The sequence below is a fragment of the Streptomyces mangrovisoli genome (assembly GCF_000974985.2).
In the GTDB taxonomy this organism is placed as follows: domain Bacteria; phylum Actinomycetota; class Actinomycetes; order Streptomycetales; family Streptomycetaceae; genus Streptomyces; species Streptomyces mangrovisoli.
In genome coordinates, this window is sequence record NZ_LAVA02000020.1 from 77,234 (window position 1) to 102,992 (window position 25,759).

Below are 25,759 nucleotides of genomic sequence, written 5' to 3' on the forward strand. Positions count from 1 at the left end.
CTTGTGAGGGGGGCGACGGGCGATGCACGGCCTATGGACGAACGATCCGACGCGGCGAAGCCGCCGACGGCGACCCTGGCACACGGTCGCGCGCAGACGCGGCCGTCACGGCAGTCACCATGGCCACCACGGCGGCCATCACGGTCCACACCACCACCGCAGGCACAGCGGCCGCAGGCGGCACGCGCAGCCGGGACACCCGGAGCCCCGGGACCCTGGGGCGTTGCGGACCGGGGGAACCCGGTGACCGCGCTCCCGTCGCCCACGACCGCCCTCCACGGAAGGCTGCGGCCGCAGCCCTCCCCGAGGGTGCTGCTGCCCCGGTCGCCGTCCGGCGGACCGGACGGGACGAGCCTGGTCCACCAGCTCGCACTGGCCCTGGTGTGCGCGGGATACGCCGTCGGTTCCGCGCTCGACTGGGGCTCCACCGAACTCGCGCTGATCATGGGGGACTTCGGGCTGAGCGCCGCGGCCGGCACCGCCGCGGTCTCCTGTTTCGTCTACGCCCGCGGACCCCGGGTCCGCTTTCGGCCCGCCTGGCTGCTGTTCGCCCTCTCCTCGGCGATGGCGGCCCTCGGCAACGGTGTCTGGGGGTGGTACGAGGTGGTGCTCGACCAGCCCGTGCCCAGCCCCAGCTGCGCCGACCTGTTCTTCCTGTGCTTCGCCCCGCCGGCGATCGTGGGCCTGCTGGTCCTCGCCAAGCGGCCGGTGACCAAGGCCGGCTGGGTCTGCCTGGCGCTCGACGCCTGGCTGATCGGCGGCTCGCTGCTCACCCTGTCGTGGAGTCTGGCGCTCGCCCAGGCGGCCAAGTTCGACGGGCCGAGCGTGGCCCACACCGCGCTCTCGCTGGCGTATCCGCTGCTGGACATCGCCCTGGTCAGCATGGTGCTCGTGCTGCACTTCCGGCGGACGGCGGTCAACCGCTCCGCGGTCAACACCGCGGTCGGCGCGCTCGCCCTCACCGTGATGTGCGACGCGCTGTTCACCTCGCCGCTGCTGCACAGCAGTTACCACTCCGGGCAGCTGCTCGACGCGGGCTGGTTCGCCGGTTCGCTGCTGCTCGCCGCGGCCCCCTGGGTCGGCCCCCGGCACGGTCAGCCGGAATCCGTCGGCCCGGACCTCGGCAAGGAGCGCGCGGAGCCAGGGGAACGAGGGGAGCGCGGGGAATCCGGCAAGGACCGCGCGGACCGGGCCGAGCAGCTCGCGGACCGGGCCGAGAAGCTCGCGGATCAGGCCGAGCAGTACCCCGACCACGCCGAGCAGCACCCCGACCACCGCCAGCAGCACCCCGACCACGGCGAGAACCGCCCCGACCACGGCGACGGCCGCGCGGACCCGGCCGGGGAACCGCAGGACCCCGGCGAGGAGCACGGCTACGCGCTCCGGGATCAGCTCCGCGAGCAGCTCCCCGCCCCGCGCGACCCCCGTCGCCCGCGGCCGCCCGTACCGGGGGGTGATCACAGCCGGTATCCGGCCGGCCGGCCCATCGCCGGATCCCTGGCCGCGCTCACGCCGTACCTCGCCGCGGCCGTCTGCACCCTGGGCATCCTCTACAACGTCCTCAACGGCCGCAGCCCCGACCGCGTGGTGCTGATGACCGCGGGCGCCGTCGTGCTCGCCCTCGTGGTCCGCCAGGGCATCATGCTGCTCGACAACATCACCCTCACCCAGGAACTGGCGCAGAAGGAGAACCACTTCCGCTCCCTGGTGCAGGGCTCCAGCGACGTCATCATGATCGCCGCGCCCAACGGTGTCCTGCGCTACGTCTCCCCGGCCGCGGCCGGGGTCTACGGCCGCCCGGCCGAGGACCTGGTGGGCACCGAGCTGGCCGGCCTGATCCACCCCGAGGACCTGGGCTGCGTGGTGCACGAGGTGCGCCGCTTCCTCGCCACCAGCCCCGCCGAGGAACCCACCACCCGCATCGAGTGCCGCTTCCGCTCCGGCGGGGGCGGCTGGCTCAACGTGGAGTCCACCGTCAACCGGCACCACGGCGGCCTGATCTTCAACAGCCGGGACGTGACCGAGCGGGTGCGCCTCCAGGCGCAGCTCCAGCACAACGCCGAGCACGACCCGCTCACCGACCTGCCCAACCGCGCCCTGTTCACCCGGCGCGTGCAGCAGGCGCTGTCCGGCCGCCGGGCCTCCGACCGGGGTGACCGGCTGCGCGGCACCGCCGTGCTCTTCATCGACCTCGACGGCTTCAAGGCCGTCAACGACACGATCGGGCACCAGGCCGGGGACGAACTGCTCGTCCAGGCCGCCCGCAGACTCCAGGACGCGGTCCGGCACGGCGACACCGCGTCCCGGCTCGGCGGCGACGAGTTCGCGGCCCTGATCGTGGGGGACGGCACCCGTGACCGGACCGCCCGGGAGCGGCACATCCTGGAGCTCGCCGACCGCCTCAGGATCACCCTCTCCCAGCCCTACCTCATCGACGGCAACGATGTCCGGGTGGCCGCCTCCATCGGCGTCGCCTTCGCCGAACCGGGGCTCGGAGCGGGGGAGTTGCTGCGCAACGCGGACCTGGCGATGTACCGGGCCAAGGCCGCGGGCAAGGGCCGGGTCGAGCTGTACAAGCCGCAGATGCAGCAGGACGTCGTACGCAAGGCGGAGCTGGCCACGCGGCTGCGGGCCGCACTGCACGACGGCGAGTTCACGCTGCTGCACCAGCCGGTGGTGTCCCTGGCGGACGGCCGGATCACGTCGGTCACCGCCCAGGCGCGCTGGCGGTCCTCGCAGGGCGTGCTCTTCACCCCCGCCGAGTTCCTCAGGGTCGCCGAGGACGGCGACCGCACCGCCGAACTCGGCCGGTGGATGCTGGAGGAGGCCGTCGAGCGGGCCGCCGAGCGCACCGCGCACGGCCTGTCGGTCCCGGTCGCGGTGCGGATGAGCGCCCGCCGGCTGCTCGACCGGTCACTGCCGCTGGGTTCGGTGGAGGCCCTGCTCACCCGGCACGGGCTGCCCTCCGGCGCGCTGCTGATCGAACTGGCCGACACCGACCCCAGGGTCTCCCTGGACGAGCTGGAGCGCCGCCTCGGCGCGCTCAGAAGGCTCGGCGTGCGGATCGCCCTGGACGGCTTCGGCAGCGGCTACGCGGCGATCACGGCGCTGCGCAAGCTCCCCGTCGACGTGCTGAAGCTCGACCGCAGTCTGGTCGAGGGCGTGGTGGAGTCGGCCCGGCTGCACAAGATCACCAGCGGGCTGCTGCGCATCGCGGGCGACCTCGGGCTCCAGTCCGTGGCCGACGGGGTGGATCTGCCGGAACAGGTCGTGACCCTGCGCGCGATGGGCTGCACCCACGGGCAGGGCATGGCCTTCTCCGGGCCGCTGGACGAGGTGCGGCTGCGCCGGGCGCTCACATCCGGCCGTTTTCCGGTTCCGCACGGCCCGGCCGAGCCCGCGTTCGCGGGCGGGCGCCCGGGGGTGTACACCAGTGGTGTGCCGGTGGTGCTGGGCGGCGGGGCACTGGGTGGAACCACCCTCCGCTCACATGCTGAGACTCCCGTCCCACCCACTTGACAGTGGATGTGCGGCGGGGGGAGGGTCAGTGCCATGCGCACCCGAATTCTCGTACTTGGCAAGCGCGTCGGCTGAACTGGGAACGACCGGAAACGATCCGGACCCCCCAGCGACCACACCGGCGCGCTCCCCTCGCTTGCCTCCCGGCACGAGGGGTTTTTTGTTGCCAGCGGACCGTCGGACCGCTGCCGGCGAAGGCCCCGTACGACCCCGTAAGACCCTGTACGACCCAGTAGGACCCAGCAGTACCCGGCACGATCCAGCAGCACCCGGCACGACCCCCCAGCAAAACCCTCAGCATCGAGAAGAGAATGCCGATGACCGAGCAGGCCACCGGGGCCCACCATCCGCAGCCGCGGCCCCGATCCGGAGGACACCAGTCCGCGCCCGAGACCGTGACGGGTGCGCAGTCCCTCATCCGCTCTCTCGAGGAGGTCGGCGCCGACACCGTATTCGGCATCCCCGGCGGCACGATCCTTCCGGCGTACGACCCGCTGATGGACTCCACCCGGGTGCGCCACGTCCTGGTCCGGCACGAGCAGGGCGCCGGTCACGCCGCGACCGGCTACGCGCAGGCCACCGGCAAGGTGGGCGTCTGCATGGCGACTTCGGGTCCCGGCGCCACCAACCTGGTCACCCCGATCGCCGACGCCAACATGGACTCGGTGCCGCTGGTCGCGATCACCGGCCAGGTGGTCTCCGCCGCGATCGGCACGGACGCCTTCCAGGAGGCGGACATCGTCGGCATCACCATGCCGATCACCAAGCACAGCTTCCTGGTCACCAAGGGCGAGGACATCCCACGGGTGATCGCCGAGGCGTTCCACATCGCCTCGACCGGCCGCCCGGGTCCGGTCCTGGTGGACATCCCCAAGGACATCCTCCAGAAGAAGACCACCTTCTCCTGGCCGCCTGTCCTGGACCTGCCCGGCTACCGGCCCGTCACCAAGCCGCACGCCAAGCAGATCCGCGAGGCGGCCAAGCTGATCACCTCCGCGAAGCGGCCCGTCCTCTATGTCGGCGGCGGCGTGCAGAAGTCCGGCGCCACGGCCGAGCTGAAGGTCCTCGCGGAACTCACCGGAGCGCCCGTCACCACCACCCTGATGGCGCTCGGCGCATTCCCCGACAGCCACCCGCTGCACGTGGGAATGCCGGGCATGCACGGTTCGGTCACCGCCGTCACCGCGCTGCAGAAGGCCGACCTGATCGTCGCCCTCGGAGCCCGCTTCGACGACCGCGTCACCGGCAAGCTGGACAGCTTCGCCCCGCACGCCAAGATCGTCCACGCCGACATCGACCCGGCCGAGATCGGCAAGAACCGCGTCGCGGACGTGCCGATCGTGGGTGACGCCCGCGAGGTCATCGCCGACCTGGTCCAGGCCGTCCAGAAGGAGCACGCCGAGGGCCACAAGGGCGACTACACCGCCTGGTGGAAGGACCTCAGCCGCTGGCGCGAGACCTACCCGCTCGGCTACGACCTGCCCGACGACGGCTCGCTCTCCCCGCAGCAGGTCATCGAGCGGATCGGCGCCCTCGCCCCCGAGAACACGATCTTCGCGGCGGGCGTCGGCCAGCACCAGATGTGGGCGGCGCACTTCATCCAGTACGACAAGCCCGCCAGCTGGCTGAACTCCGGCGGCGCCGGAACGATGGGCTACGCGGTCCCGGCCGCGATGGGCGCCAAGGCCGGCGCACCGGAGCGCACGGTCTGGGCGGTCGACGGCGACGGCTGCTTCCAGATGACCAACCAGGAACTCACCACCTGCGCCCTGAACAACATCCCGATCAAGGTCGCCATCATCAACAACGGCGCCCTCGGGATGGTCCGCCAGTGGCAGACCCTGTTCTACAACCAGCGCTACTCCAACACGGTCCTGCACAGCGGCCCGGACGACGTCAACCCGCAGGCCAAGGGCACGCGGGTGCCGGACTTCGTCAAGCTGGCCGAGGCGATGGGCTGCGTGGGGCTGCGCTGCGAGTCCCCGGAGGACCTCGACAAGGTCATCGAGGAGGCGAACGCGATCAACGACCGCCCGGTCGTCGTGGACTTCATCGTCCACGAGGACGCGATGGTGTGGCCGATGGTCGCCGCCGGCACCTCCAACGACGAGATCATGGCCGCCCGGGACGTCCGCCCGGACTTCGGTGACAACGAAGACGACTGACAGAGAGCCGAGTAACGAACATGTCCAAGCACACGCTCTCCGTCCTGGTGGAGAACACCCCCGGCATCCTCGCGCGGATCGCCGCGCTGTTCTCCCGCCGCGGCTTCAACATCGACTCCCTCGCGGTCGGCGTCACCGAGCACCCCGACATCTCCCGCATCACCATCGTGGTCAATGTCGAGGACCTGCCCCTGGAGCAGGTGACGAAGCAGCTCAACAAGCTGGTCAACGTCCTGAAGATCGTCGAGCTGGAGCCCGCGCAGGCCGTCCAGCGCGAACTGGTCCTGGTGAAGGTGCGCGCGGACAACGAGACGCGCTCCCAGATCGTCGAGATCGTCCAGCTGTTCCGCGCCAAGACGGTCGACGTCTCCCCGGAGGCCGTCACCATCGAGGCCACCGGATCGAGCGACAAGCTGTCCGCCATGCTGAAGATGCTGGAGCCGTTCGGCATCAAGGAACTCGTCCAGTCCGGCACCATCGCGATCGGGCGTGGCGCCCGTTCGATCACGGACCGGTCGCTGCGCGCCCTCGACCGGTCGGCCTAGGCGGATCCGGGCGGCCGGCACACCCCCGGCCGCCCGTCCGTCCGCCGCTCGCATCGCGAGACCCCGAAACGTCCCTTACGCCCGCCGTCATACGGTGGACCGCAACACCTGCACACAAGGAGAGAACCCAAAGTGGCCGAGCTGTTCTACGAAGCCGACGCCGACCTGTCGATCATCCAGGGCCGCAAGGTCGCGGTCATCGGATACGGCAGCCAGGGCCACGCCCACGCCCTGTCGCTGCGCGACTCGGGTGTCGACGTGCGGGTCGGTCTGCACGAGGGCTCCAAGTCCAAGGCGAAGGCCGAGGAGGAGGGCCTGCGCGTGGTCACCCCCGCCGAGGCCGCGGCCGAGGCCGACGTCATCATGATCCTCGTCCCGGACCCGATCCAGGCCCAGGTCTACGAGGAGTCCATCGCCGCGAACCTGAAGGACGGCGACGCGCTGTTCTTCGGCCACGGCTTCAACATCCGCTTCGGCTTCATCAAGCCCCCGGCCGGCGTGGACGTCTGCATGGTCGCCCCCAAGGGCCCGGGCCACCTGGTGCGCCGCCAGTACAGCGACGGCCGGGGCGTGCCCTGCATCGCCGCCGTCGAGCAGGACGCCACGGGCACCGCCTTCGCGCTCGCGCTGTCGTACGCCGCGGGCATCGGCGGCACCCGCGCCGGTGTCATCAAGACGACCTTCACCGAGGAGACCGAGACCGACCTGTTCGGTGAGCAGGCCGTCCTCTGCGGTGGCACCGCCGCCCTGGTCAAGGCCGGTTTCGAGACGCTGACCGAGGCCGGCTACCAGCCGGAGATCGCGTACTTCGAGTGCCTGCACGAGCTGAAGCTGATCGTGGACCTCATGTACGAGGGCGGCCTGGAGAAGATGCGCTGGTCGATCTCCGAGACCGCCGAGTGGGGCGACTACGTCACCGGCCCGCGGATCATCACCGACGCCACCAAGGCCGAGATGAAGCAGGTCCTCGCCGAGATCCAGGACGGCACCTTCGCCCGTAACTGGATGGACGAGTACCACGGCGGTCTGAAGAAGTACAACGAGTACAAGCAGGCGGACTCCGAGCACCTGCTGGAGACCACCGGCAAGAAGCTGCGCAAGCTGATGAGCTGGGTCGACGAGGAGGCGTAAGCCTCGTGCGGCGGGGGCCGGGGCGATCCGCTCCGGCCTTCGCCGTCCAGCCCGTCACCTGCGTTGTCCACCCCGTCGAATCACGGACGGGTGATCCTTCCGCAGAGGCGCAAGCCGCCCTCGGCGGCGCCACTACACTGCCGTACTAATACGCGTCAGGCCCACAGCGTCGTGCGTCTTCCACGCGGCTTAGCGACACCGAGGAAACCGCGGCACGCCCTCTCGGTGCCGCTCCCCCTCCACCGCCTGCGGCCGTCGGGACGGCCGTCCGCATTGGACTTGTGAGGACTCACGTGAGCTCGAAACCTGTCGTACTCATCGCTGAAGAGCTGTCGCCCGCCACCGTGGACGCGCTGGGCCCGGACTTCGAGATCCGGCACGCCAACGGGGCCGACCGGGCCGAGCTGCTGCCCGCCATCGCCGATGTGGACGCGATCCTCATCCGCTCCGCCACCAAGGTCGACGCCGAGGCCATCGCCGCCGCGCGCAAGCTGAAGGTCGTCGCCCGCGCCGGTGTCGGCCTGGACAACGTCGACGTCTCCGCCGCCACCAAGGCCGGCGTGATGGTGGTCAACGCCCCCACGTCGAACATCGTGACCGCCGCCGAGCTGGCCTGCGGCCTCCTGCTCGCCTCGGCCCGCAACATCCCGCAGGCCAACTCCGCCCTCAAGAACGGCGAGTGGAAGCGGAACAAGTACACGGGCGTGGAGCTCGCGGAGAAGACCCTCGGCGTCGTCGGCCTCGGCCGCATCGGCGCGCTGGTCGCGCAGCGCATGTCCGCCTTCGGCATGAAGGTCGTCGCCTACGACCCCTACGTGCAGCCCGCGCGCGCCGCGCAGATGGGCGTGAAGGTGCTGACCCTCGACGAGCTGCTCGAGGTCTCCGACTTCATCACCGTGCACCTGCCGAAGACCCCCGAGACCCTCGGCTTGATCGGCGAGGAGGCGCTGCGCAAGGTCAAGCCGACCGTCCGCATCGTCAACGCCGCGCGCGGCGGCATCGTCGACGAGGCGGCGCTGTACGCGGCGCTCAAGGAGGGCCGCGTCGCCGGCGCCGGCCTCGACGTGTACGCGAAGGAGCCGTGCACCGACTCCCCGCTGTTCGAGCTCGACCAGGTCGTGTGCACCCCGCACCTGGGCGCCTCCACCGACGAGGCGCAGGAGAAGGCCGGCATCGCCGTGGCCCGCTCGGTGCGCCTCGCCCTCGCCGGTGAGCTGGTGCCGGACGCGGTGAACGTCCAGGGCGGCGTGATCGCCGAGGACGTCAAGCCGGGTCTGCCGCTCGCCGAGCGCCTCGGCCGCATCTTCACCGCCCTCGCGGGCGAGGTCGCGGTCCGCCTCGACGTCGAGGTCTACGGCGAGATCACCCAGCACGACGTGAAGGTCCTCGAACTCTCCGCGCTCAAGGGCGTCTTCGAGGACGTCGTCGACGAGACGGTGTCCTACGTCAACGCCCCGCTGTTCGCGCAGGAGCGCGGTGTCGAGGTGCGCCTGACCACCAGCTCCGAGTCGCCCGACCACCGCAACGTCGTCACCGTGCGCGGCACGCTCGGCGGCGGCGAGGAGGTCTCGGTCTCCGGCACCCTGGCCGGCCCCAAGCACCTCCAGAAGATCGTCGCCGTCGGTGAGTACGACGTCGACCTCGCGCTCGCCGACCACATGGCCGTGCTGCGCTACGAGGACCGTCCGGGCGTGGTCGGCACCGTCGGCCGCATCCTCGGCGAGGCGGGCATCAACATCGCCGGCATGCAGGTCTCCCGCGCGGTCGCGGGCGGCGAGGCGCTCGCCGTGCTGACCGTCGACGACACGGTCCCGGCCGCGGTGCTCGCCGAGCTCGCCGAGGAGATCGGCGCCACGTCGGCCCGCTCGGTGAACCTGGTCTGACGGCCGGCGGCCGACAGCCGGCGCGTACGACGAACGGGGCGGGTCGGGCCACCAACCGGTGGCCCGACCCGCCCCGTCGCGCTGTGCGCCTCACTCGGCGGCGCTGTCCGCGGTGCCGTCGGCCTTGATCCTCCGCAGGGTCGTGGCGGCCGCGACTGCGGCCCCCGCGAGGACCAGCGCCCCCGCGAGCGCCGCCCCGCGCATCCCGTCGGTGAACGCCTCCCGGGCCGCCGCCGTGAGCGCCTCGCCCGCGCCGCCCGGCAGCCGGGCCGCGACCGCCAGCGCGCCGCCGAGGGTCTCGCGGGCCGCGTCGGGCGCGGAGTCCGGCATCTGGTGGCGGTAGAGCGCCGTGCCGACGGAGCCGAGGACGGCCATCCCGAGCGCGCCGCCGAACTCCGCCCCGGTCTCCAGCAGCGAGGACGCGGAGCCCGCCCGCTCGGCGGGGGCGGCGCCGATCGCCAGGTCCGTCATCTGGGAGATGACCACGACGATCCCCGACGCGAGGACACCGGCGGCGACGAGCACCAGCCACAGGGAGTCGGTGCCGGCGAGGCCGAGCAGTCCGTAACCGGCCGCGGCGACGGCGAACCCCGCGGTGACGACGTAGGCGCGGTCGACGCCCTTCTGGACCGCGGCCGTGGCGAGCGGCGCGGCCATCCCGATCGGCACCGAGGGCAGCAGCGCCCACAGGGACGCCTCCAGCGCGCTCCTGCCGAGCACCGACTGCAGGTACTGCGTGGTGAAGAACGCCGAGCCCATCATCCCGAACGAGGAGACGAGGTTCAGCACCACCGCGGGGGCGAAGCCGCGGCCCGCGAACAGCGCGGGGGAGATCATCGGTGAGCGGGCGGTGCGCTGACGGTGGACGAACAGGGCGCCGAAGCAGAGGCCGACGGTGACGGAGACGACGTACTGCACGTGCCAGCCCTCGGACGGGATCTCCTTGAGGCCGTAGACCACCGGCAGCACCGCGGCCATCGACAGCGGGACGCTCGGCCAGTCGAAGCGGCCCGGCGCGGGGTCCCTGGACTCGGGGAGCAGGAACGGGCCGAGGACCAGCAGCAGCGCCATGGCGGGCAGGTTGACCAGGAACACCGAGCCCCACCAGAACCACTGCACCAGCACCCCGCTCAGCACGGAGCCGAGCGCGATGCCCGCGGTCATCACCCCGGACCACAGCCCGATCGCCTTCGCGCGCTGCGCGGGGTCGGTGAACATCGTGCGCAGCAGCGCCATCGTCGAGGGCATCAGGGTCGCGCCGCCGATCCCGAGGACGGCGCGGGCGGCGATCAGGGTGGCCGCGCTGTCGGCGTAGGCGGCGACGAGGGAGGCGGCACCGAAGGCGGCGGCGCCGATCAGCAGGAGCCTGCGGCGGCCGATGCGGTCGCCGAGCGAGCCCATGGTCATCAGCAGCCCCGCCAGCACGAAGCCGTAGATGTCGAAGATCCACAGCTGCTGGGTGCCGCTGGGGCGCAGGTCCGCGCTGATCGAGGGGATCGCGAAGTACAGGACGGAGACGTCCATCGAGACCAGCAGCAGCGGCAGCATCAGCACGCCGAGCGCGGTCCATTCACGGCGGCCGGCGCGGACCGGGGCGCCGTCGGCGCCGAGCGAGGCGGGGGTCGTGCTCGTCGGATTCGTCATGTCAGCGAATGTACGGGCGTCTTAAACGCTTGTCTAGAACGATTGTATAAGTCATGCGTCTAGGACGGTTGTATAGACCGGGGTAGGCTGCTCGCATGGGACACCGTGAGGATCTGCTCGAAGGCGCCAAGCGCTGCCTGCTGGAGAAGGGCTTCGTGCGCACCACGGCCCGCGACATCGTCAAGGAGTCGGGCACCAACCTGGCCTCGATCGGCTACCACTACGGCTCGAAGGACGCCCTGCTCGTGCAGGCCTACGTGTCGCTCATCGAGGAGATGGGGGAGGGCTTCGACCCCGGTGCGGCCGTCCGCTCCGGCGCCCCGGCCGGCTCGCTGGAGCGCTTCCGCGAGGTGTGGTCGAGCATCATCCGCTCGTTCCCCGAGTCCCGTGCGGTGTGGATGCTCAGCTTCGAACTCCTCCTCGTCGACGGCGACCGGCTCCCGGAGATCCGCCGGCTGCTCGCCGAGGCGCAGGTGCAGGGCCGCTCGGGGCTCATCCCGCTCTTCTCCGACGTCCCGGAGGACGAGCTGGACCAGGAGACGATCGCGAGTGAGGGCCGCCTCTACCAGACGCTTCTCCAGGGGCTGATGCTCCAGTGGGTCTTCGACGCCGAATCGGCGACGGACGCCGACCAGTTGACGGAGGGGCTGCGCAGGGTGCTGGCCGCGGCGGAGCGGGCGTGAACGGGGTCGTGGGCGTCGGCGCCCTGCTCCTCGACCCGGCGGGACGCATCCTGATCGGCCGCCGCGTGAAGCCGGGCGAACCCGAGACGTGGTGCCTGCCCGGCGGCCATGTCGAGCCGGGGGAGACCTTCGAGGAGGCGGCGGTGCGCGAGACCGCGGAGGAGACGGGCATCGCGGCCGACGCCCTGCACGACGTGCGCGCCTTCGCCGTCACCCTGCGCACCGACGCGCCCGCCGTCGCGGTCACCGCCTGCGTGGCGGCCCGGCTGCGGGAGCCCGCCGAGGCACGGCTCACCGAGCCCGACGTCTTCGCCGAGTGGCGCTGGGCCGACCCGGCGAACCCGCCACGACCGCTCTACCCGGCGAGCGAGACCCTCCTTGCCCTCTGGCACGACCGACCGGCACCGGCGGGCTGGACGGCCTATCCCACGAATCCGCCCGGGGCCGCGGGCCTCGGCGATCCGGCGGGGACGGCGGGCCGCACGGTCTAGGCGGGGGCAGTGGCCGCACGGTCCAGGCAGGGTCGGCGGGCTTCGCGGGCCCGCCCGGGTCCGTCGGCCGCGCGGGTCCGGCCGGGACGGTGGGCCGCGCGGGTCCGGCCGGGACGGGCGGGCCCCGCGGAGCGGTCGCTCCGGGCCGACGGTCTCACGGACCCGGCCGCAGCCGCGCGCCCTTGATCGCCATGTGCAGCAGCAGGCGGTCCTCGCCGTCCGCCAGGTCCAGGCCGGTCAGCTGCTCCACCCGGGACAGCCGGTAGTACAGGGTCTGCCGGTGGATGCCCAGTTCCGCCGCCGCGCGGCCCGCCTGACCCGCCCGGTCCAGATACACCTCGGCCGTGCGCGCCAGCTCCCGGTGCGCGGGCGTGAGCAGCGACCGTACGACGGGATCCTGCGCGGCCTCCGGAGGCAGCGCGGTGAGCAGCCGGAACGGCCCGAGCGCCGTCCACTCCGCCACCGGCCCGAGCCGCGGCTCCGCGCCCGCCGCGCGAGCCGCCGCCGACGCCTCCCGCCACGCCGTGCCCAGCTCCGCGAGCCCGGAGCGCGGGGCGGCGACCCCGGCGGCCGCCGCCCCGGCGCGCTCCAGCAGCCGGGCGGCCGCCGTGGTGGCGGGCGTCAGCGTGTCCGTCGAGCGCAGCCGCACCAGCACCGCGAGCGAGTGCCCCGCCGCGCCCCACGGCACCGTGCACAGCGCCGTGGCGCCCGCCAGCGCGCGCACCGACGGCGCGTCCTCCGGATCGGCGGACGGCCACGGCGCCACGCACACCACCGTGTGCGGGCCGTCCGCGCGCGCCCCGAGGGCCGTGCGCAGCTCCGCCACCGCCATGTCCCGCTGCCAGTCGTGCTCCGCGGTCAGCACCGCGCGCAGCTCCCGGGTGAGGTCGGCGCCGTGCTGCGCCTCGTCGGCGAGCAGTGCGCCGATGCGCACGGTGACGTCCATGGCGGCGGCCAGCTGGGCATCGGTCGGCCCGGGGTCGTAGTCGAGCAGCCAGACGTAGCCGAGGACGACGCCGCGGTGGCGCACCGGCAGGCAGACCCGGCCGCGGTGCACGCCGGCCTCCGGGGTGGGCGGGATGCGCACCGGCCCCGTCGCCCGGGTGATGCCGAACCCCTCGAACCAGGAGCGCACCGCGGCGGTCGAGCGCCGGGTCAGGATCGAGCGGGTGCGGACCGGGTCCAGCGCGCTCGGGTCGAGGTCGCCCTCGCTGTCGTAGGCCCCGAAGGCGATCAGCTCGAAGTCCCGGTTCTCCAGCGTGGCCGGAGCGCCGAGCAGCTCGGAGATCTCGTCCACGAGCTCCTGGTAGTCACCCCTGTGTTCGGACGTCACGACCGCCATTCTTCCGCACTCCGACGGCCCCTTCATACATATGTCTGAGAACGTCGGCAGGGATGCGTGACAGCTGTCGATGGCTCACGATCGAAGAGATCTCTAGGTTTCACGGTGGTTCTCCGTGCCGGACCCGAAGCGTTCGGGTAGCGGCCGTTCAAGCATGTGTAGTGGAGGTGCCCCGTGCTGGGTCCCGTGATTCTCGCCGCGTCGCGCAGCGACCGGATGCGCCGTCTGGTGTCGGCCGCGCCGGTGACCAAGCAGGTCGTCGACCGCTTCATCCCCGGCGAGACCGTGGACGAGATCGTCCCGATCATCGAGGACCTGACGGCCAAGGGCCTCGAACTCACGATGGACGTCGTCGGCGAGGACATCACGACCCCGGAGCAGGCGACGGCCGCCCGGGACGCCTACCTCCTGCTCGTCGAGCGCATCAAGGACCTGGGTCTCGGCACCCGCGTCGAGATGTCGGTCAAGCTCTCCATGTTCGGCCAGGCCCTCCCCGGCGGCCACGAGCTCGCGCTCGCCAACGTGCGCCCGGTCGTCGAGGCCGCCGCCGCGATCGGCACCACGGTCACCCTGGACGCCGAGGACCACACCACCCTCGACTCGATGTTCGCGATCCACGACGAGCTGCGGAAGGACTTCCCGCAGACCGGCTGCGTCATCCAGGCCTACCTCTTCCGCACCGAGGCCGACGCCCGCCGCCTCGCCGAGAACGGCAGCCGGGTGCGCCTGGTGAAGGGCGCCTACAAGGAGCCCGCCGAGGTCGCCTACCAGCAGAAGCACGAGATCGACAAGGCGTACGTCCGCGTCCTGCGCACCCTCATGGAGGGCGAGGGCTACCCGATGGTGGGCAGCCACGACCCGCGCCTGATCTCCATCGCGCAGGAGCTCGCCCACCAGGCGGGGCGCAAGCTGGACGAGTACGAGTTCCAGATGCTCTACGGCATCCGCGGCGACGAGCACCTGCGCCTCGCCGCCGAGGGCCACCGCATGCGCGTCTACACGGCCTACGGCACCGACTGGTACGGCTACTTCATGCGCCGCCTCGCGGAGAAGCCGGCGAACCTGCGCTTCTTCGTGCGCAGCATGATCACCAAGGGCTGAGCCCGAACCACCCGCTCACGTCAAGGAGTTACGGATCTCATGGACGCTGTGACCCAGGTCCCCACCCCCGTCAACGAGCCGGTGCACGGCTACGCCCCCGGTTCGCCCGAGCGGGTCCGCCTGGAGGCCAAGCTCAAGGAGCTGGCCGAGAACCCGATCGACCTGCCGATGACCATCGGCGGCGAGAAGCGGATGGGCGGCGGCGAGCCGTTCCAGGTCGTCCAGCCGCACAACCACAAGGCCGTCATCGGCACCCTGCGCGGCGCCACCCGTCAGGACGCCCAGGACGCCGTCGACGCCGCCCTGGCCGCCGCCCCGGCCTGGCGCGCGATGTCCTTCGACGACCGCGCGGCGATCATCCTGCGCGCCGCCGAGCTGCTGTCGGGCCCGTGGCGCGAGACCATCGCCGCCTCGACCATGCTCGGCCAGTCGAAGACCGCCCAGCAGGCCGAGATCGACAGCCCCTGCGAGCTCGTCGACTTCTGGCGCTTCAACGTCCACTACGCCCGCCAGATCCTCGCCGAGCAGCCGCCGGCGAACTCCCCGGGCGTGTGGAACCGCATGGACCACCGCCCGCTGGAGGGCTTCGTCTACGCGATCACGCCCTTCAACTTCAGCGCCATCGCGGCCAACCTGCCGACCGCCCCCGCCCTCATGGGCAACGTGGTCGTGTGGAAGCCGTCCCCGACGCAGACCCACGCCGCCGTGCTGCTGATGCAGCTCCTGGAGGAGGCCGGTCTGCCCAAGGGCGTCATCAACCTCGTCACCGGCGACGGCATCGACGTCTCCGCGGTCGTCCTGGAGCACCGGGACCTCGCGGGCATCCACTTCACCGGCTCGACCAAGACCTTCCAGCACCTGTGGAAGACGGTCGGCAACAACATCGAGAAGTACCGCGCCTACCCGCGCCTGGTCGGCGAGACCGGCGGCAAGGACTTCCTGGTCGCCCACCCGAGCGCCGACCGGGCCGTGCTGAAGACCGCCCTGACCCGCGGTGCCTTCGAGTACCAGGGCCAGAAGTGCTCGGCCACCTCCCGCGCGTACATCCCGGCCTCCATCTGGAACTCCGGTTTCAAGGAGGAGTTCGCGGCCGAGGTCGACTACCTGACCATGGGTGACGTCACCGACCTGTCGAACTTCCTCGGCGCCGTGATCGACGACCGTGCCTTCGCCAAGAACAAGGCCGCGATCGACCGTGCCAAGGAGGACCCCACCTGCACGATCGTCGCGGGCGGCTCCTACGACGACTCGGTGGGCTACTTCGTGCGCCCGACCGTCGTCGAGTGCTCGGACCCGGAGAACGAGGTCTTCCGCACCGAGTACTTCGGCCCGTTCCTCGCCGTGCACGTCTACGAGGACGACACGTACGACGAGATGCTGACCCAGATGGAGTCGGTGTCCGACTACGCGCTCACCGGCTCGGTCGTCTCCAACGACCGCGCGGCGGCCGCGTACACGATGGAGAAGCTCCGCTACGCCGCGGGCAACTTCTACATCAACGACAAGTCGACCGGCGCCGTCGTCGGCCAGCAGCCCTTCGGCGGCGGCCGTTCCTCCGGCACCAACGACAAGGCCGGCGCCCCGCAGAACCTGATGCGCTGGACGCTGACCCGCGCCATCAAGGAGACGCTGGTCGCGCCGACCGACTACACCTACCCGCACATGGGCTGACGCCCCCCGGGGCGCCACCGCGCCCCACCCCGAGCACGGGCCTGGAAGCCTGACCCCCCCTGTACCGGCTTCCAGGCCCGTTTCCATGCCCGCTTCCATGCCCGGCTCCCCGCCCGGCCGGATACTGGGCAGGTGACCGCCGCCTCTCTGCGCACCGCCCACACCGCCGACCTCGCCCCCGCCGAACTCCGCGCGGTCCGGTCCCTGCTCGACGCCGCGTTCGACGGCGACCTCGACGACCAGGACTTCGAGCACGGGCTCGGCGGGATGCACGCCCTCGTCGAGGACGGCTCCGGACTTCTCGCGCACGGCTCGGTGGTCATGCGGCGCGTGTGTCACCGGGACCGCTGGCTGCGCGTCGGCTACGTCGAGGCCGTGGGCGTCCGGCCCGACGCCCGCCGCCGGGGCCATGGCGGCCGCGTGATGGGCGCCCTGGAACGGATCGTGGACCGCGCCTACGACGCCGGGATGCTCTCCGCCACCGATGACGGCGCCCGCCTCTACACGGCCCGCGGCTGGCAGCGCTGGCCCGGCCGGATGAGCGCGCTCGGCCCCCGCGGGATCGTGCCGCTGCCCGACGAGGACGGTGGCACCTACCTGCGGCCGGCCCTCGCGGGCCCGCTCGACCCGGCCCACGGACTGCTCTTCGACTGGCGCGACGGCGACGTGCTCTGACGACCCGGTGGCCGCGGCGCGCCGGTCGAGCGATGGCGAAACCCCAGGTGGGCGACGACGCCGTCTCAGATAGTAGGAAGTCCGAGTAATTGTAGAGACAGAAGCGCGGTCCTCCCTTAGTTTTGTAGGAGCCGAACGTCTCGCTCGATCCAGCGAATGGCGGTCGTGAGCCGGGCCCCGTGCAGGCAACCCCTGTGGCACCGCTCCCCGCCCCTCCGGCGTCTCGCATCCCCCTTTCCGAACTCCCGGATGTACGAAGGAGTCGATCCCTCATGCCCGAGACGACCGTCCGCCGCCGAGTCCGTCACGTGCCCCGCACGAGCGAGTCCGACCGCAAGAACGCCGCCGCCGCCCTCCAGCGGGCCCTGGACCGCCGTGACAACGGCGGCGAGACCGGCCACTGATCCGACGTGGACTGCCCCGCCCCGCGGGGTAGAACCCACTGACCGGGAGCCGCACCCGAGGAGGTGCGGCGCGGCCGGGCCTTCGCGCCCGACGCCGCGCCGTACCTCCACCGGCCGTCCGGCTTCCGTGCCGTGCCCTGGCCGGCCGTCCGGCTTCCGTGCCGTGCCCCGGCCGGCCGCCCGGCTTCCGTGCCGTGCCCCGCCCGCCTCAGCTCCCGCGCCGCACCTCGAAGTGGTCGATCCGCGTGCCGTTCTCGGCGAGCGCGGACACCTTCAGCCGCGGGCTCGACCCCGCGACGGCCTCCACCGACAGCAGCGAGAAACCGCGGTAGCGGACCCGGGACCACTCCACCGTCTCCTGGTGGGCGTTGCCCGACTTGGTCCAGTGGAACGTGGACACGGACTCCACCTTGTGCACATGGCCCTCGTAGCTCTCCTTCGCCTCCGTGGGGAAGGAGTACAGGTCCCGGCCGCCGCCGCCCGCGGTGACGTACACGATGCCGTCCCGCGTCGGGTCGGTGGAGCCGCCGACCGGCACCGTGCGGCCCACCTTGCCGTCGCGGATCGCGTCGGTGCGCTCGTAGACATGGTTGTGCCCGTTGATCACCAGGTCCACCTGGTGCCTGGTGAACAGCGGCAGCCATGCCTCGCGCACCCCGCCGTCCGAGGCGTGCGCCGAGGTGGAGTAGGCGCAGTGGTGGAAGAAGACCACGACGAAGTCCACGCCCTGGGTGGCGCGCAGCTCGCCGAGCCGCTTGTCCAGCCACTTCGTCTGCCGGCCGTCGCTGACGCCGAAGTTGGCCTTGATCTCGTACGACACGTCGTTCGCGTCGAGGGCGACGAAGCCGACGTTGCCGTAGACGAACGAGTACACGCCCGGCGCCGTGCGGGCGTCGAAGCCGCTGTCCGGCAGCGACCAGCGGGCGAGCTGGCCGCCGTAGCCGTCGGGGGAGTACCAGGCCTCCATGTCGTGGTTTCCGGTCGTCACCATCCACGGCACCGACCGCGCCACCGGCTCCGTCTGCTTCAGGAACTGGTCCCAGAACGTGGGGTCGTAGCCGTCGGACTTCTTGCCCTGGCCGTTCACGTCCGCGTAGCAGATGTCGCCCGCGTGCAGATGGAAGGCGGGCTTCACCTTCAGCAGCAGCTTGTCGTTGCCCGCCGCGCCGGTGCTGACGCCCTGGTCCCCGAAGGCCGAGAAAGCGAACGTCTCCGCGTGGGCGGGTGCGGTGCGGAAGGACGTGATGCCCGCGCGGTGCGCCGAGGACGTGGGGTCGAAGCCGTCGTGGCCGACGCCGTAGTAGTACGTGGTGCCGGGGCGCAGCCCGTCCACGGCCGCGTGGACGTAGTACTGCTCGACCGCGAGCCGGACCCCGCTGACCCCAGGGGTGTGCAGGTGGCGCAGGTCGGCGCTGATCCTCCGGTCCAGGGCGTCGGGTCGCAGCCCGATCCGGACATAGGGCCTGCGCACGGCGAACGGCACCTGCCAGGAGATCCGCATCTGTGTCTTCGGGTCGGCCCCGAAGGCGAGATGGCGGCCGAAGGGGGTGACGGCGGAACCGCTCACCTTCGAGGTGGCCGGCGACGGGATCGGGGCCCCGGCCGCGCCGCCGTGACCGCCCTGGCCCGCGCAGCCGGTCAGCAGTCCGCCCGCCACCGCGCCGGCCGTCACCAGCGTGCGGCGCCGGGTCATCCTCGTGCGCAGGTACTCGTACTGCTCGGCCATGGTCATGCGTTCGGCGAGATGCACCGGAATGCCGAAGTCGGGGGTCTCCATGTCCGAGAAGTTCCCAGCGCACCCCGACACCAGGCCCACATACGGGTGAACGGCGGCCGACAGGATGACGCCGGACCGCCCTTCGGGTGGCGCTGATGTCCGTATGGCGGACACCCCGTGTCATGAGATGGGACGAGGAGTAGGGTGCCGACATGTCTCGCAGCCTCAATCTCGCAGTGATCCCGGGTGACGGCATCGGCCAGGAGGTCGTGGCCGAAGGCCTCAAGGTCCTCTCCGCCGTCCTTCCGCAGGATGTGAAGCTGGAGACCAAGGAGTACGACTTCGGCGCCAAGCGCTACCACGCGACGGGTGAGACCCTCACCGACGCCGACCTGGACGCGCTCAAGCAGCACGACGCCATCCTGCTCGGCGCGATCGGCGACCCGAGCGTGCCCTCCGGCGTCCTGGAGCGCGGCTTCCTGCTGAAGCTCCGCTTCGCCTTCGACCACCACGTCAACCTGCGTCCGTCGAAGCTGCTTCCGGGTGTCGCGACCCCGCTGGCCGGCGAGCCGCAGATCGACTTCGTGGTCGTCCGCGAGGGCACCGAGGGCCCGTACACCGGCAACGGCGGCACCATCCGCAAGGGCACCGAGCACGAGGTCGCCACCGAGGTCTCGGTCAACACGGCCTTCGGTGTCGAGCGTGTCGTGCGCGACGCCTTCGCCCGCGCCCAGGCCCGCCCGCGCAAGAAGCTCACGCTGGTCCACAAGAACAACGTGCTGACCTTCGCGGGTCACCTGTGGACGAACGTCTTCAACAAGGTGGCGGCGGAGTACCCCGAGGTCACCACCGACTACATCCACGTCGACGCGGCCACGATCTACCTGGTCACCCAGCCCGAGCGCTTCGACGTGATCGTCACCGACAACCTCTTCGGCGACATCATCACCGACCTCGCCGCGGCCGTCTCCGGCGGCATCGGCGTGGCCGCGTCCGGCAACATCAACCCCACCGGCGCGTTCCCGTCCATGTTCGAGCCGGTCCACGGCTCGGCCCCGGACATCGCCGGCCAGGGCAAGGCCGACCCCAGCGCCACGGTCCTGTCCGTCGCCCTGCTGCTGCGTCACCTCGGTCACGACGCCGAGGCCGCCCGCATCGAGGACGCCGTCTCCGCCGACCTCGCGGAGCGCACCGGCAAGCCCGCCCGCTCGACGTCGCAGATCGGCGACGCGCTGGCCGCACGAGTAGCCGGCTGACGCCCCGGTCACTCGACACCCTCGAAGCCGCCGGGTCGCATCCGCACCCGGCGGCTTTCCTCTGTCCGCCACCGGGTGCCACCATCTTCCCTGGGCCGCCTTCACCCCGTTTCCTCCACCGAGGGCCCCGCGCGCGATAATCGGACGCGGAGCCGCGGAATGAGGGAAAGCTCGGACGTCCTAGCACCGGCCACCGGCCGGTGGGGACGTGAGCGCGGCCCGTCACTACAACCGGTGAAGGACAACCACTCATGACGACGCCCACGATCGAGCTCAAGCCCTCCGCCACTCCGCTCGCCGCCGCCGAGCGCGAGGCGATCCTGTCCAGCCCCGGGTTCGGCCGCCACTTCACCGACCACATGGTGACGATCAAGTGGACCGAGGGGCGCGGCTGGCACGACGCGCAGCTCGTTCCGTACGGGCCGATCTCCCTCGACCCCTCCACCCATGTCCTGCACTACGGCCAGGAGATCTTCGAGGGGCTGAAGGCCTACCGGCAGCCCGACGGCTCCGTCGCCGTCTTCCGACCCGAGGCGAACGCCCGCCGCTTCCGCAACTCCGCCCGCCGCATGGCCATGGCGGAGCTGCCCGAGGAGCTGTTCATCGCGGCCCTCGACGCGCTGCTCGGCCAGGACGCCGACTGGGTCCCGCCGCACGGCGGCGAGGAGTCCCTCTACCTGCGCCCGTTCATGTTCGCCACGGAGGCCGCGCTCGGCGTCCACCCGGCCAACGAGTACCTCTTCATGCTGATCGCCTCCCCGTCCGGGGCCTACTTCCCGGGCGGCGTCGCCCCGGTCACCATCTGGATCGCCGAGGACCACGTCCGCGCGGTCCCCGGCGGCACGGGCGACGCCAAGACCGGCGGCAACTACGCGGCCTCCCTGCTCCCGCAGGCCGAGGCGGCGGCGCACGGCTGCCAGCAGGTCGTCTACCTCGACGCGGTCACCCGCACCAAGGTCGAGGAGAGCGGCAGCATGAACGTCGCCTTCGTCTACGGCGACCGCATCGTCACCCCGGAGCTCACCGGCTCCATCCTGGAGGGCATCACCCGCGACTCCCTCCTCCAGGTCGCCCGCGACCTCGGCTACGCCGCCGAGGAGGGCGTGATCACGCTGGAGCAGTGGCGCGCCGACGCCGCCTCCGGCGCGCTGACCGAGGTCTTCGCCTGCGGCACGGCCGCCGTCGTCACCCCGATCGGCGCCGCGCGCACCAAGTCCGGCGAGTGGACCCACGGCGACGGCACGCCGGGCCCGGTCACGATGCGCCTGCGCGAGGCCCTGCTCGGCATCCAGCGCGGCGCCACCGAGGACGCCCACGGCTGGATGCACCGCGTGGGCTGACCCCCGGCGGACGCATGACGGAAGGGCCCGCCGCGCACGACGCGCGGCGGGCCCTTCCGTCATGTGTCCCTGCGGCTTCAGGCACCGCAGGGGCAGGCTTTCCGGTGCGCTCCGGGACCGGCCCCGGAGCCCCGGTTCAGGCGCCGCTCTCCGCGGGGACCGGCTCCGCCGCGGTCTCCTCCGGTACGACGGCCCCCCGCGGCGCCAGCAGCAGGTACGCGACGCCGCCCACCAGGCCGGAGAGCAGGAAGGAGCAGTCCACCCCACCGGTCAGGTGCAGCAGCGGGCCCTCGTACGACGGCAGCGAGACGGCGAGCAGGCCGACGCCCGCGCCGATCGCCCAGGACACCGTGGCGGGCACGTTCCAGCCGGCCTTGTACCAGTAGATCCCGCCCCGCGAGCGGCGGTTGAAGACCTGGAGGGCGTCGGCGTCGTAGCGGCCGCGGGAGCGGGCGAAGCCGATGAGGGTGATGACCGCCCACGGCGTGCCGATCGCGGTCAGCAGCAGCACGAAGGAGGTCATCGCGGACTGCGCGTTCCAGGCGTAGTGGCCGACGAAGACGCAGACCGTGGCGACGACGGCGACCGTGTAGGTGGCCCGGGCACGGGAGGCGCGCGGCAGGATCGCGTCCAGGTCCAGGCCCATGGAGTACAGCATCAGGCCCGCGTTGCCGACCGAGCCGGCCGAGGCGGACAGCAGCAGCGGGACCAGGTACCAGGTGGGGGAGGCGTCGACCAGCGGGCCCGCGTAGTCGAGCGCCGCGTGGGCGCCGTAGGCCGTGAAGGTGCCGAACAGCTGCGGGACCAGCAGGCCGAGCATCAGGCCGAGCCAGGTGGCGTGCAGGACACGGCGGTTGGTGTGCCGGGCGGGGGAGATGTAGCGGGTGTAGTCGCCGAGCAGGGTGATGAAGGCGATCGGACCGGACAGGCCCGCGGCCACCGCGGCGAGACACCAGGTCGGCCAGAAGCCGCCGAGCAGGTAGCCGCCGGCCTCCGGCAGCGCGGAGGTGGTGAAGTGCGGCGCGTAGGCGACCACGCCGAGCACCAGCAGCGCCGTCATGCCGATCGCGAGGACCCGGGACATGGTGAGCAGCACCTTGTAGCCGTACACGGCGCCCGCGACGGTCGCCGCCGCGAGCAGCCCGTAGACCAGGGCGTACGACACCCCGTCGGCCTCCAGGCCGAACAGCCGGCCGAGCACGCCGACCATCACGTCGCCGCCGATCCACACGGTCAGCGCGGTGTAGCCGAGCGCCAGCAGCAGGCCGACGACCGAGCCGACCAGCCGGCCGCGGACGCCGAACTGGGCGCCGGACGAGGTCGACAGGTTGGTCGCCGTGCGCAGCGAGATCAGCGCGAGCGGCGCGGTGAGCACCGTGCCGACGAGGGTGCCCGCCACGATGGAGCTGACCGAGGCCCACCAGCCGAGACCGAAGGACGGCGGCAGCCAGCCGAAGATGATCACACCGAGGCAGAGATTGGAGCCCAGCAGGATCGAGACGAGATCCCGCGGACCGCTGGTGCGTTCCACGTCCGGGATGGTGTCTACCCCGCGCTGTTCGATCGGCATGGCTGGTCTCCTTCGACGGCCGCCTGGTGTCTCCGCCCGGTTTTTTGAGCGACGCTCAATGTGACGCCCACCCAGGCCGTTCGTCAATCCTTCTCTTTCTCTTCTTCTGTGTTTAGAGTGTTGCTCTAAACGGATGGATGACAGGAGGTGCCGTGCCGTGCGACTGACCCCCACGGAACGCGACCGGCTGCTGCTGTTCGGGGCCGCCGAGCTGGCCCGTGCCCGCCGCGCCCGCGGCCTGAGGCTGAACGTGCCGGAGGCCACCGCGCTGATCGCGGACACCGTGTGCGAGGCCGCCCGGGACGGCGCCCGGCTCGCCGAGGCCATCGAACGGGCCCGCTCCGTGCTCGGCCCCGACGACGTGCTGCCCGGCGTCGCGGACGTCGTCACCGAGGTGCACGTCGAGGCCGTCTTCGACGACGGCTCGCGGCTCGCGGTCGTCAGCGACCCGATCGGCGGCGGACTCGGCGAGGAGGCCCCCGGCGCGCTGCTGCCCGGCCCCGAGCATGCCGACCCCGAGGCCGTCCTCCGGCTGACCGTCACCAACACCGCCCCGGTCCCGGTCTCCGTCACCTCCCACTTCCACTTCTTCGAGACCAACCCGCGGCTCGACTTCGACCGCCCCGCCGCCTACGGGATGCGGCTGGCCGTGCCCGCCGGCTCCTCGGTCAGGTTCGGGCCCGGCGAGTCGCTGGAGATCGGCCTGCTGCCGATCGGCGGCGCCCGCGTCGCCATCGGCTTCGCCGGTCTGGTCGACGGACCGCTGGACGCCCCCGGCGCCCGCGAAGAGGCGCTGCGCCGCGCGGCCGCCTGCGGCTATCTCGGCGTACCGGAGAGCCCCGAAGCCCTACGCGAGAACCCGGACGGCGTGTCCGAGAACCCCGACCAGGAGGCCGAGCGATGAGCCGCCCCGGAGGCCACCCCGCCGAGGCCCGACGCCTCACCCCGCTTGAGTACGCCGCCACCCACGGCCCCCGCGCCGGCGACCGCGTCCGCCTCGGCGACTCCGGGCTGACGATCAAGGTCGAGTCCGACGCGCAGGCCTACGGCGACGAGTTCCTCGCCGGGTTCGGCAAGACCGCCCGCGACGGGCTGCACCTGAAGGCCGCGGCCGTCCGCGACACCTGCGACGTCGTGATCAGCAACGTCGTGGTGATCGACGCGGTCCAGGGCATCCGCAAGGTGTCCATCGGCATCCGTGAGGGGCGCATCTGCGCGATCGGGCGGGCCGGCAACCCCGACACCCTCGACGGCGTGGACGTCGTCGTCGGCACCGGCACCTCCATCGTCTCCGGCGAGGGCCTGATCGCCACCGCCGGCGCCGTCGACACCCATGTCCACCTGCTGTCGCCGCGCATCATGGAGGCCTCGCTCGCCTCCGGCGTGACCACGATCATCGGCCAGGAGTTCGGGCCGGTGTGGGGCGTCGGCGTCAACTCCCCCTGGGCACTGGGACACGCGTTCGGCGCCTTCGACGCCTGGCCGGTCAACATCGGCTTCCTGGGCCGCGGTTCGTCCTCGCACGACGCCCCGCTGATCGAGGCGCTCGCCGAGGGCGGCGCGTCCGGCTTCAAGGTGCACGAGGACATGGGCGCCCACACCCGCGCCCTCGACACCGCGCTGCGGGTCGCCGAGGAACACGACGTCCAAGTGGCCCTGCACAGCGACGGGTTGAACGAGTGCCTCTCCGTCGAGGACACCCTCAGGGTGCTGGAGGGCCGGACCATCCACGCCTTCCACATCGAGGGCTGCGGCGGCGGACACGTGCCCAACGTGCTCAAGATGGCGGGCGTCGCCAACGTCATCGGCTCCTCCACCAACCCCACGCTGCCGTTCGGCCGGGACGCCGTCGCCGAGCACTACGGCATGATCGTCTCCGTCCACGACCTCAAGACGGACCTGCCCGGCGACGCCGCCATGGCCCGCGACCGCATCCGCGCCGGGACCATGGGCGCCGAGGACGTGCTGCACGACCTCGGCGCCATCGGGATCACCTCCTCGGACGCGCAGGGCATGGGCCGGGCCGGCGAGACCGTGCGCCGCACCTTCGCCATGGCCGGGAAGATGAAGGCCGAGTTCGGCGCCCCCGACGACGACCACGACAACGAGCGCGTCCTGCGCTACATGGCGAAGCTGACCATCAACCCCGCCATCGCGCACGGCCTCTCGCACGAGGTCGGCTCCATCGAGGTCGGCAAGCTCGCCGACATCGTGCTGTGGCGGCCGGAGTACTTCGGCGCCAAGCCGCAGCTCGTGCTCAAGGCCGGGTTCCCCGCGTACGGCGTCGTCGGCGACCCGAACGCGGCCACCGACACCTGCGAACCCCTGGTACTGGGGCCGCAGTTCGGGGCGCACGGCGCCACCCCGGCGGAGATCTCCGTCGCGTTCGTCGCGCAGGCCGCCCTCGACCAGGGCCACGACCTGATGCCGACCCGCCGCCGCCGGGTCGCGGTCCGCGGCACCCGCGGCATCGGCCCCGCCGACCTGCGCCTGAACTCCCGTACCGGGGCCGTCGACGTGGACCAGCGCACCGGCCTGGTCACCCTCGACGGTGAGCCGATCCGCTCCGAGCCGGCCGAGTCCGTCTCCCTCAACCGCCTGTACTTCCTGTGAGGACCCCCC

The 25,759-nt window shown here is 72.0% G+C and carries 19 protein-coding genes; 15 read left to right on the forward strand and 4 right to left on the reverse strand.

All coding sequences use genetic code 11. The features are described from left to right. The first annotated feature begins 33 nt into the window (after nt 1-33). The 5 genes from WN71_RS41865 (at nt 34) to serA (ending at nt 9,243) form a co-directional block, all read left to right on the forward strand. On the forward strand, nt 34-3,519 hold the full coding sequence (locus tag WN71_RS41865; protein WP_420856485.1) for an EAL domain-containing protein: 3,486 nt from the start codon (nt 34-36) through the stop codon (nt 3,517-3,519). A 317-nt stretch (nt 3,520-3,836) separates the two neighbouring features. Continuing rightward, nucleotides 3,837-5,684 carry an acetolactate synthase large subunit gene (locus WN71_RS10515; RefSeq protein WP_107469617.1) on the forward strand — a complete coding sequence of 616 codons (1,848 nt, stop codon included), beginning with the start codon at nt 3,837-3,839 and terminating at the stop codon, nt 5,682-5,684. A gap of 20 nt (nt 5,685-5,704) precedes the next feature. Beyond that, nucleotides 5,705-6,229 (forward strand): acetolactate synthase small subunit, encoded by a 525-nt coding sequence (ilvN, locus tag WN71_RS10520; RefSeq protein WP_046582646.1) that lies wholly within the window; start codon nt 5,705-5,707, stop codon nt 6,227-6,229. A 132-nt stretch (nt 6,230-6,361) separates the two neighbouring features. Beyond that, on the forward strand, nt 6,362-7,360 hold the full coding sequence (gene ilvC, locus WN71_RS10525) for a ketol-acid reductoisomerase (RefSeq protein WP_046582648.1): 999 nt from the start codon (nt 6,362-6,364) through the stop codon (nt 7,358-7,360). 293 nt (nt 7,361-7,653) lie between these two features. Continuing rightward, entirely contained in the window at nt 7,654-9,243 is a 1,590-nt protein-coding gene (gene serA, locus WN71_RS10530) for a phosphoglycerate dehydrogenase (protein WP_046582650.1), read from the forward strand. Nucleotides 9,244-9,333: 90 nt separating this feature from the next. Here serA and WN71_RS10535 read toward each other — a convergent pair whose 3' ends face one another. Next, nucleotides 9,334-10,887 carry an MFS transporter gene (locus WN71_RS10535; RefSeq protein WP_046587821.1) on the reverse strand — a complete coding sequence of 518 codons (1,554 nt, stop codon included), beginning with the start codon at nt 10,885-10,887 and terminating at the stop codon, nt 9,334-9,336. Between the two features lie 95 nt (nt 10,888-10,982). On the opposite strand from WN71_RS10535, the gene WN71_RS10540 reads away from it, so the two are divergent. Both WN71_RS10540 and WN71_RS10545 read left to right on the forward strand, forming a co-directional pair. Beyond that, on the forward strand, nt 10,983-11,570 hold the full coding sequence (locus WN71_RS10540; protein ID WP_046587823.1) for a TetR/AcrR family transcriptional regulator: 588 nt from the start codon (nt 10,983-10,985) through the stop codon (nt 11,568-11,570). Then, nucleotides 11,567-12,061: a nucleotide triphosphate diphosphatase NUDT15 gene (locus WN71_RS10545; protein WP_052743085.1), complete on the forward strand. Its 495-nt coding sequence runs from the start codon at nt 11,567-11,569 to the stop codon at nt 12,059-12,061. The genes WN71_RS10540 and WN71_RS10545 overlap by 4 nt, the downstream gene beginning before the upstream one ends. Nucleotides 12,062-12,215: 154 nt before the next feature. On the opposite strand, the gene WN71_RS10550 is transcribed toward WN71_RS10545, so the two are convergent. Further along, a complete protein-coding gene (locus tag WN71_RS10550) occupies nt 12,216-13,403 on the reverse strand; it encodes a PucR family transcriptional regulator (protein ID WP_206300054.1) in 1,188 nt (395 codons plus the stop codon). Nucleotides 13,404-13,577: 174 nt separating this feature from the next. On the opposite strand from WN71_RS10550, the gene WN71_RS10555 reads away from it, so the two are divergent. The 4 genes from WN71_RS10555 to WN71_RS43225 all read left to right on the forward strand — a co-directional run bounded on the left by WN71_RS10555 (nt 13,578) and on the right by WN71_RS43225 (nt 17,254). Beyond that, on the forward strand, nt 13,578-14,504 hold the full coding sequence (locus WN71_RS10555) for a proline dehydrogenase family protein (RefSeq protein WP_046587827.1): 927 nt from the start codon (nt 13,578-13,580) through the stop codon (nt 14,502-14,504). A gap of 39 nt (nt 14,505-14,543) precedes the next feature. Beyond that, nucleotides 14,544-16,175 carry an L-glutamate gamma-semialdehyde dehydrogenase gene (gene pruA, locus WN71_RS10560; protein ID WP_046587833.1) on the forward strand — a complete coding sequence of 544 codons (1,632 nt, stop codon included), beginning with the start codon at nt 14,544-14,546 and terminating at the stop codon, nt 16,173-16,175. 132 nt (nt 16,176-16,307) lie between these two features. Beyond that, nucleotides 16,308-16,850, forward strand: a complete 543-nt coding sequence (locus WN71_RS10565) for a GNAT family N-acetyltransferase (RefSeq protein ID WP_046587835.1) — start codon at nt 16,308-16,310, stop codon at nt 16,848-16,850. A gap of 272 nt (nt 16,851-17,122) precedes the next feature. Further along, nucleotides 17,123-17,254 carry a hypothetical protein gene (locus WN71_RS43225; RefSeq protein ID WP_107469616.1) on the forward strand — a complete coding sequence of 44 codons (132 nt, stop codon included), beginning with the start codon at nt 17,123-17,125 and terminating at the stop codon, nt 17,252-17,254. 208 nt (nt 17,255-17,462) lie between these two features. Here WN71_RS43225 and WN71_RS10570 read toward each other — a convergent pair whose 3' ends face one another. Then, nucleotides 17,463-19,031 (reverse strand): purple acid phosphatase family protein, encoded by a 1,569-nt coding sequence (locus WN71_RS10570; RefSeq protein WP_046587837.1) that lies wholly within the window; start codon nt 19,029-19,031, stop codon nt 17,463-17,465. Nucleotides 19,032-19,183: 152 nt separating this feature from the next. On the opposite strand from WN71_RS10570, the gene WN71_RS10575 reads away from it, so the two are divergent. Then, nucleotides 19,184-20,227 carry a 3-isopropylmalate dehydrogenase gene (locus tag WN71_RS10575; protein ID WP_046587839.1) on the forward strand — a complete coding sequence of 348 codons (1,044 nt, stop codon included), beginning with the start codon at nt 19,184-19,186 and terminating at the stop codon, nt 20,225-20,227. Between the two features lie 251 nt (nt 20,228-20,478). Then, complete coding sequence (locus WN71_RS10580) at nt 20,479-21,567, forward strand: branched-chain amino acid aminotransferase (RefSeq protein WP_046587841.1); 1,089 nt, start codon at nt 20,479-20,481, stop codon at nt 21,565-21,567. Between the two features lie 136 nt (nt 21,568-21,703). On the opposite strand, the gene WN71_RS10585 is transcribed toward WN71_RS10580, so the two are convergent. Beyond that, the gene (locus WN71_RS10585) at nt 21,704-23,137 is read right to left on the reverse strand and encodes a cytosine permease (protein ID WP_046587843.1); all 1,434 of its coding nucleotides are present in this window, start codon (nt 23,135-23,137) and stop codon (nt 21,704-21,706) included. Nucleotides 23,138-23,294: 157 nt separating this feature from the next. Between WN71_RS10585 and ureA the strand changes: the two genes are divergently transcribed. Both ureA and WN71_RS10595 read left to right on the forward strand, forming a co-directional pair. Further along, nucleotides 23,295-24,041, forward strand: a complete 747-nt coding sequence (ureA, locus tag WN71_RS10590) for an urease subunit gamma (protein WP_046587845.1) — start codon at nt 23,295-23,297, stop codon at nt 24,039-24,041. Continuing rightward, nucleotides 24,038-25,750 carry an urease subunit alpha gene (locus tag WN71_RS10595; RefSeq protein ID WP_046587848.1) on the forward strand — a complete coding sequence of 571 codons (1,713 nt, stop codon included), beginning with the start codon at nt 24,038-24,040 and terminating at the stop codon, nt 25,748-25,750. Before ureA ends, WN71_RS10595 begins: the two co-directional genes overlap by 4 nt. Nucleotides 25,751-25,759 lie beyond the last annotated feature (9 nt).

Excerpts from the sequence above, each read along its gene's own strand:
- WN71_RS10580 (WP_046587841.1), top strand. The coding sequence starts at position 20,479 with ATGACGACGCCCACGATCGAGCTCAAGCCCTCCGCCACTCCGCTCGCC.
- WN71_RS10575 (WP_046587839.1), top strand. The coding sequence starts at position 19,184 with ATGTCTCGCAGCCTCAATCTCGCAGTGATCCCGGGTGACGGCATCGGC.
- WN71_RS10595 (WP_046587848.1), top strand. The coding sequence starts at position 24,038 with ATGAGCCGCCCCGGAGGCCACCCCGCCGAGGCCCGACGCCTCACCCCG.
- ilvN (WP_046582646.1), top strand. The coding sequence starts at position 5,705 with ATGTCCAAGCACACGCTCTCCGTCCTGGTGGAGAACACCCCCGGCATC.
- WN71_RS41865 (WP_420856485.1), top strand. The coding sequence starts at position 34 with ATGGACGAACGATCCGACGCGGCGAAGCCGCCGACGGCGACCCTGGCA.
- WN71_RS43225 (WP_107469616.1), top strand. The coding sequence starts at position 17,123 with ATGCCCGAGACGACCGTCCGCCGCCGAGTCCGTCACGTGCCCCGCACG.
- WN71_RS10535 (WP_046587821.1), bottom strand. The coding sequence starts at position 10,887 with ATGACGAATCCGACGAGCACGACCCCCGCCTCGCTCGGCGCCGACGGC.
- pruA (WP_046587833.1), top strand. The coding sequence starts at position 14,544 with ATGGACGCTGTGACCCAGGTCCCCACCCCCGTCAACGAGCCGGTGCAC.
- WN71_RS10540 (WP_046587823.1), top strand. The coding sequence starts at position 10,983 with ATGGGACACCGTGAGGATCTGCTCGAAGGCGCCAAGCGCTGCCTGCTG.
- WN71_RS10585 (WP_046587843.1), bottom strand. The coding sequence starts at position 23,137 with ATGCCGATCGAACAGCGCGGGGTAGACACCATCCCGGACGTGGAACGC.
- WN71_RS10550 (WP_206300054.1), bottom strand. The coding sequence starts at position 13,403 with ATGGCGGTCGTGACGTCCGAACACAGGGGTGACTACCAGGAGCTCGTG.
- WN71_RS10515 (WP_107469617.1), top strand. The coding sequence starts at position 3,837 with ATGACCGAGCAGGCCACCGGGGCCCACCATCCGCAGCCGCGGCCCCGA.
- WN71_RS10570 (WP_046587837.1), bottom strand. The coding sequence starts at position 19,031 with ATGGAGACCCCCGACTTCGGCATTCCGGTGCATCTCGCCGAACGCATG.